Origin of the sequence: Trichococcus sp. (genome assembly GCF_049589555.1) — a bacterium.
In the GTDB taxonomy this organism is placed as follows: Bacteria; Bacillota; Bacilli; order Lactobacillales; family Aerococcaceae; genus Trichococcus.
Map to the genome: position 1 here is coordinate 1 of NZ_JBAWAZ010000207.1, position 5,790 is coordinate 5,790.

Here is a 5,790-nt window from a genome sequence, read left to right on the forward strand (position 1 = left end):
GAGCGGGTCAAGCAGCATTATTATCACGGCGATGGCGAAGACGCTTTGGAGATGGTATGGCCGTTAGCGGGAAAACAATCGGAAGAAAAGGAAGATGTTCATGCAACGCACGTTTGAAATCTGCGACCTGAAGGCGGACGCAGGCAAGTTGGAGCAACATGCACAGGCTCTGTATGAACTTACATTGCTGGCCAATGAAGGGCATTCCAGTTGGAAAGCTTCTTCGTTCCTGTCTGAATTGAAGGACAATCATTCCCTTTATACAGGCTGCATGGAAGAAAACAAGTTAGTTGGCTATATTTGTTGCATGGCGGTTGTGGATGAGGCATCGGTCAATAATTTTGCGGTAGCGCCTGACCAGCAAGGAAAAGGCATCGGAACAAAATTGTTGCAGGAGATGATCGCCGTGCTGCAAACGAAGGGGATGGAACGGCTTTGGCTTGAAGTCCGTGTCTCCAACGAAGCTGCCTGTAACCTGTACAAAAAAATAGGCTTTACAGAAATATACCGAAGAAAAGAGTATTACCAGAATCCGATCGAGGATGCCTACATCATGGAATTGGCGCTGCTGTCGGAAAATAAAGAGGAGGCGGAAGGCTGATGACAGAAACAGATGTGACCATACTCGCGATTGAGAGCAGTTGCGATGAGACAGGTGTAGCTGTGGTGAAAAACGGAAATACGGTCCTTTCGAATGTTGTCGCTTCCCAGATCAAAAGCCATATGCGCTTTGGCGGGGTCGTGCCGGAAGTTGCGAGCCGTCATCATGTCGAGCAGATCACCCAAATCGTTGAAGCGGCATTGCATGAGGCCAAGGTCACTTTCGATGCAATCGATGCGGTTGCGGTAACGCATGGTCCAGGGTTGGTCGGCTCGTTGCTGATCGGCGTCAGTGCAGCGAAGGCGTTGGCTTTTGCGCATCAGAAACCGCTCATTCCGGTCAATCATATGGCCGGCCATATCTATGCGAACCAGTTGGTGACGCCGATGCGCTACCCGCTGTTGTCCTTGGTGGTCAGCGGAGGGCATACGGAATTGGTGTATATGGAAAAGGACGGCTCTTTCGACATCATCGGCGAAACGCGGGATGATGCTGCGGGAGAGGCTTACGACAAAATCGGCCGCATTTTGGGCTTGCCGTATCCAGGCGGGAAAAAAATGGATGAAATGGCTCATGAAGGCAAAGAAACGATGCATTTTCCGCGCGCTATGATCAAAGAAGACAATTACGATTTCAGCTTCAGCGGATTGAAAAGTTCCGTCATCAATACTGTCCACAATGCGCGCCAAAAAGGGGATGACATCAATCCCTACGACTTGGCCGCCAGTTTCCAGGCAAGCGTCGTTGAGGTTTTGGTGCATAAGACGTTGCGTGCGGCCAAGGAAAAGAACATCAAGCAGCTGTTGTTGGCCGGCGGAGTCGCCGCCAACAGAGGCTTGCGTGAGGCTTTGTCCGCAAAAATGGCCCAAGAGCTTCCAGAAGTCGAGGTTGTCATTCCGCCGCTTTCGCTTTGCGGGGACAATGCGGCGATGATCGGGGCTGCAGCCTATACCGAATACCTACAGAAACATTTTGCCGGATACGATCTGAATGCACATCCCGGATTGGTGCTCGGAGAATAAAAAAAGAAGAGAACGCTGGCCGATTATGTCGACCAGCGTTCTCTTTTTTGTGCGTATTAATCGATCAGTGCTCTGCAGTAATCAGCATCGAGATCCGAAAAACCGGTGACGATGACGGTCGCCAAGGATAGATCCTGCGGAGGGAACTCCAGATTGCGGAAACCGATGCATTTGCAGCCGGCCGCATGTGCAGAGGCAACCCCGTTTCGGGAGTCCTCTATGACGACACAGTTTTCCGGGTTTGCTTTCAGGTTTTCGGCAGCATCCAGGAAGATATCGGGCGCGGGCTTGGAATGCGCAACGCTTTCTCCCGAAACAAAATAGCTGAAATATTTTTCGATATCCAATGCTTTTACAGCCTTATGGATATCCGTCAACGGAGAGGAAGAGGCGATCGCCAATGGGACACCTGCTTCATGCAGACGCGCAATGAATGAGATCACACCCGGTATCGGTTGCAAGCCATCTTCTTCCATCAGACGGTTCCGGATGACGTTCGCTCGCTCCACCAATTCTCCGACTGGAGCATCCAGATTGAATTCATTTTTCATTGCTTCCCACATATACTCATGCGTGGTCCCTTGGTAGCGGAAATGGTACTCCAGCTCGGTGTCCACTCCAAATTCCTTCAATAACATACTTTCTGATCGCAAAAAGAATGGTTCCGTATCGATGATGACACCATCCATATCAAATAAAACGGCTTCTAACATATGCTGACCTCCATATTATGCGTACTTGTTCCGGTGCATCTTAACAAAAGTTCAGGCAGTGCTCTTCCTGATATAGTTGAGCAATGCCGGAACGGTTATCCGCGTGACTATTCACTCAGTTCCTCGAGCGCCATTGTCTGTTCTTCCCAATCCTGCATCAACTCGTCCTGCCGTGCTTGGAGAGCGAGCAATTGCTGGTTGAACTGTTGGACTTTTTCATGATCACCGTAGACTTCCGGCTCGGTCAATTGCAGCTCGATCGCAGCGATGGCCTCCTCGACGGTCGCCAATTCATCCTCCAAAGCCTCCACTTGCCTGGCCAGTTTTCTTTCCAATTTCAGCTTCTCTTTGGAAGAGACGTAATCCCCTTTGGCTTTCGAAAGAGGCTCAACAGCAGTGTTTGTTTCCGTGGCGTTTTCGGCCTGCTGCAGAGCTGCAAGAGCCGCTTCCTGCTGTTTCTTTTCAATATAGTAATCATAGTCCCCAAGATATAATTTGCTGCCCTCAGCTGAGAGCTCGACAATGCTTGTCGCAATCCGGTTGATGAAATAGCGGTCGTGGGAAACGAAAAGCAGGGTGCCGTCATAATCGATCAAGGCATTTTCAAGCACTTCCTTACTGTCGATGTCCAAATGGTTCGTGGGTTCATCGAGGACAAGGAAGTTCTTTTGATCCAAGGCTAATTTGCAGAGCGAAAGCCTAGCCTTCTCGCCACCGCTCAATGCCGGAATCGTTTTTTCGACATCGGCACCGGAGAACAGGAAGCTCCCCAGAATACTGCGCACATCTTTTTCATTCAGCGTAGGATGAAGATCCCAGATTTCGGCGAGAACGCTCTTGTTTTTGGAAAGGTTGCCTAATTCCTGATCATAATAACCAAGATCCACATTGGCACCGAGCTGGACTCTCCCTTTCAAAAGCGGAATCTCGGAAATGATCGACTTCAGCAAAGTGGACTTGCCGATCCCGTTCGGCCCGACAATCGCAATCGCCTGCTGCTTGCGGATATCAAGATTGATCGGGTCAGCCAAGACCGTATCGGAATAGCCGACAGCCCCGTTTTCAAGGGTCAAGACGACGTTTCCGCTCTCTTTTGCGATCTCGAAGGAGAAGCGGGCGGACCGTTCGTCGCCTTTCGGCTTGTCCATCCGGTCCATTTTCTCAAGACGTTTGCGGCGGCTTTGCGCCATCTTGGTCGTGGAAGCGCGCGCCAGGTTACGGGCGACATAATCCTCCAATTTGGAGATTTCATCCTGTTGCTTCTCGTAAGCCTTCACTTCCTGCTCCAAGCGGGCGGCTTTCTCGGTCAGATAATAGGAGTAGTTGCCTTTGTAGTGCTGGATCTTGTGGCGGCTGATTTCATAGACTTCAGTGGCGACTTTATCCAGGAAATAGCGGTCATGGGAAACGATCAATAGCGAGCCGTTGTAACCGATCAGATAATTTTCCAGCCAAGCCAACGTGTCGATGTCCAGATGGTTGGTGGGCTCATCCAAAATGAGCAGGTCGTTCTTTTCAAGCAGGATTTTGGCCAAGGCGAGCCTTGTTTTCTGGCCGCCTGACAATTGGGAAATCGGGCGATCGTAATCTTCTTCGTAGAACTGGAATCCGTGCAACACCGAACGGATCTCTGATTCATAGCCGTAAGCGTTCTTTTCATGCAGGGTGTGCTGAAGATGGTCATAGCGTTCCAAAGCTTTTTGATAGGCTTCTTCATCCTCGAGCAGGTCCGGATCCCCCAAAGCGAAAGCGGCTTGCTCAGCCTCTTTGGTTAATCGGATGAGCGGCGCGAAAATGGTCAACATTTCTTGCCAAATCGTATTCGAGGAATCGACCGCGCTATGCTGATCCAGGTAGCCGATCGTAACTTCCTTGCTCTTGGAAACAGAACCGGCGTCTGTCGTTTCGATGCCTGCCAAGATCTTCAGCAGGGTTGATTTCCCTGCTCCGTTTCGGCCGACGAGAGCAATGCGCGAATGGTCCTGGACTGTAATTTGAATATTATCGAATAAAACGCTAGCCCCAAAAAGGCGCGCCAAATTTTGTCCTTGTAGTAAAATCATATGTAGTGTCCTCTTTCTAAGCAAATGCTGGCATTTATCCTTTTCATTTTATCACAGCAAACACTGATTCGATAGGGACAAGCAGAGTTATTGCTATATTCACGTATTTGTGCATGTGAAATTTATTGATGACCCCGCTTACAATTAGTATTGTATTTCACATATTGTTCAAAAAAGGCTTCACAATCAAGTCCGGTTTCGAACAAATTAGTAGATTTTTCACAATCAGATGATATAATAGTCAATATGAAATGAAAGCTTAAGTATGTGAACATACTTTTTAAAGTTTGTGCATTCTGACAAACAATATGAGGTACGAAATGAACGAGGAAAGAAGAGGAGAAAAAATGTCGACGAATGATATTCCAAAAGCCACGGCAAGGAGGTTGCCGATTTACCACCGCTATTTGCGCTTTTTGCATAACGCCGGTAAAAAACGTGTTTCATCCACTGAATTGAGCGAAGCAGTAAAAGTGGACAGTGCTACTATCCGTAGGGATTTCTCATATTTTGGCGCGCTGGGTAAAAGAGGGTACGGTTATGATGTCGAGTACTTGTTGGATTTCTTCAGCAAAACCTTGAACCAGGACCGTCTGACGAATGTGGCTTTGATAGGTGTGGGTAATTTGGGACATGCCTTGTTGAACTACAACTTCCATGTCAGCAATAATGTGCGCATCAGTGCCGCATTTGATGTCAATGAAGGCATCGTCGGCAAAATCCTTAGCGGTGTGCCGGTTTACCCGATGACGGATATGGTTGAGCAATTGCGCATCCAACAGATTGATGTAGCCATTTTGACAGTTCCCCAAGAAGTGGCGCAGGATGCCACCAACCGATTGACCGAAGCGGGCGTTCGCGGGATCATGAACTTTACCCCGATCCGTCTTTCCGTTCCGGATAATGTCCGCGTTCAAAATGTGGACTTGACGAATGAATTGCAGACGTTGATCTATTTCTTGGACAATGATATCGGCTGAGCAAAGTCGGCAACCGATGATAAGAAAACGCAAAAAGAAGGATGAGGCTGCCTCACAATGTCATTAACTTAAGGGTATTGACAAATAAGAGACAGTGGAAATGGGAGAGAAATTCTCCTGTTTCCACTGTCTCTTTCTTTTCTGACAATCGAAAGCACGACGAAGCAAGGCAACTCCACGAAGAAAGTTGCCCTAACACCTTAATTCCCGGATTACTATAACGTGGTTCAACAGGTAAACATTGATTTATCAAGCTTTAAATGATCCTCGTTATAATTTTATAAGGAATCCAAGTTAATATGTGTAACGATAAGATCGTCTGGATTTGTTCACCGGGTTCTTCCTTTTAGCCGCCCTATGTGGGCGGACGGGGACAAGGTGCTTGGTAAGCAGCGCACTCATTTGTTCGAA

5 protein-coding genes are annotated in these 5,790 nt (G+C 48.4%); 3 read left to right on the forward strand and 2 right to left on the reverse strand.

What is annotated here, in order from left to right; all coding sequences use genetic code 11:
* Positions 1 to 100 precede the first annotated feature (100 nt).
* Positions 101 to 601 (forward strand): ribosomal protein S18-alanine N-acetyltransferase, encoded by a 501-nt coding sequence (gene rimI / locus WBV27_RS07780; RefSeq protein ID WP_424200916.1) that lies wholly within the window; start codon positions 101 to 103, stop codon positions 599 to 601.
* Positions 601 to 1,623, forward strand: coding sequence for a tRNA (adenosine(37)-N6)-threonylcarbamoyltransferase complex transferase subunit TsaD (gene tsaD / locus WBV27_RS07785; RefSeq protein WP_424200918.1), 1,023 nt, complete (start codon positions 601 to 603; stop codon positions 1,621 to 1,623). Before rimI ends, tsaD begins: the two co-directional genes overlap by 1 nt.
* A gap of 56 nt (positions 1,624 to 1,679) precedes the next feature.
* Here the strand turns inward: tsaD and WBV27_RS07790 are convergent, their stop codons facing one another.
* Positions 1,680 to 2,336, reverse strand: coding sequence for an HAD family hydrolase (locus WBV27_RS07790; protein ID WP_424200920.1), 657 nt, complete (start codon positions 2,334 to 2,336; stop codon positions 1,680 to 1,682).
* 107 nt (positions 2,337 to 2,443) lie between these two features.
* A complete protein-coding gene (gene abc-f, locus WBV27_RS07795; protein WP_424200922.1) occupies positions 2,444 to 4,399 on the reverse strand; it encodes a ribosomal protection-like ABC-F family protein in 1,956 nt (651 codons plus the stop codon).
* A gap of 347 nt (positions 4,400 to 4,746) precedes the next feature.
* Between abc-f and WBV27_RS07800 the strand changes: the two genes are divergently transcribed.
* Positions 4,747 to 5,379, forward strand: a complete 633-nt coding sequence (locus WBV27_RS07800; protein WP_086629504.1) for a redox-sensing transcriptional repressor Rex — start codon at positions 4,747 to 4,749, stop codon at positions 5,377 to 5,379.
* Positions 5,380 to 5,790 lie beyond the last annotated feature (411 nt).

Bases quoted from the DNA above. Each gene is read 5' to 3' on its own strand.
- WBV27_RS07790 (WP_424200920.1), bottom strand. From the start codon at position 2,336: ATGTTAGAAGCCGTTTTATTTGATATGGATGGTGTCATCATCGATACG.
- tsaD (WP_424200918.1), top strand. From the start codon at position 601: ATGACAGAAACAGATGTGACCATACTCGCGATTGAGAGCAGTTGCGAT.
- WBV27_RS07800 (WP_086629504.1), top strand. From the start codon at position 4,747: ATGTCGACGAATGATATTCCAAAAGCCACGGCAAGGAGGTTGCCGATT.
- rimI (WP_424200916.1), top strand. From the start codon at position 101: ATGCAACGCACGTTTGAAATCTGCGACCTGAAGGCGGACGCAGGCAAG.
- abc-f (WP_424200922.1), bottom strand. From the start codon at position 4,399: ATGATTTTACTACAAGGACAAAATTTGGCGCGCCTTTTTGGGGCTAGC.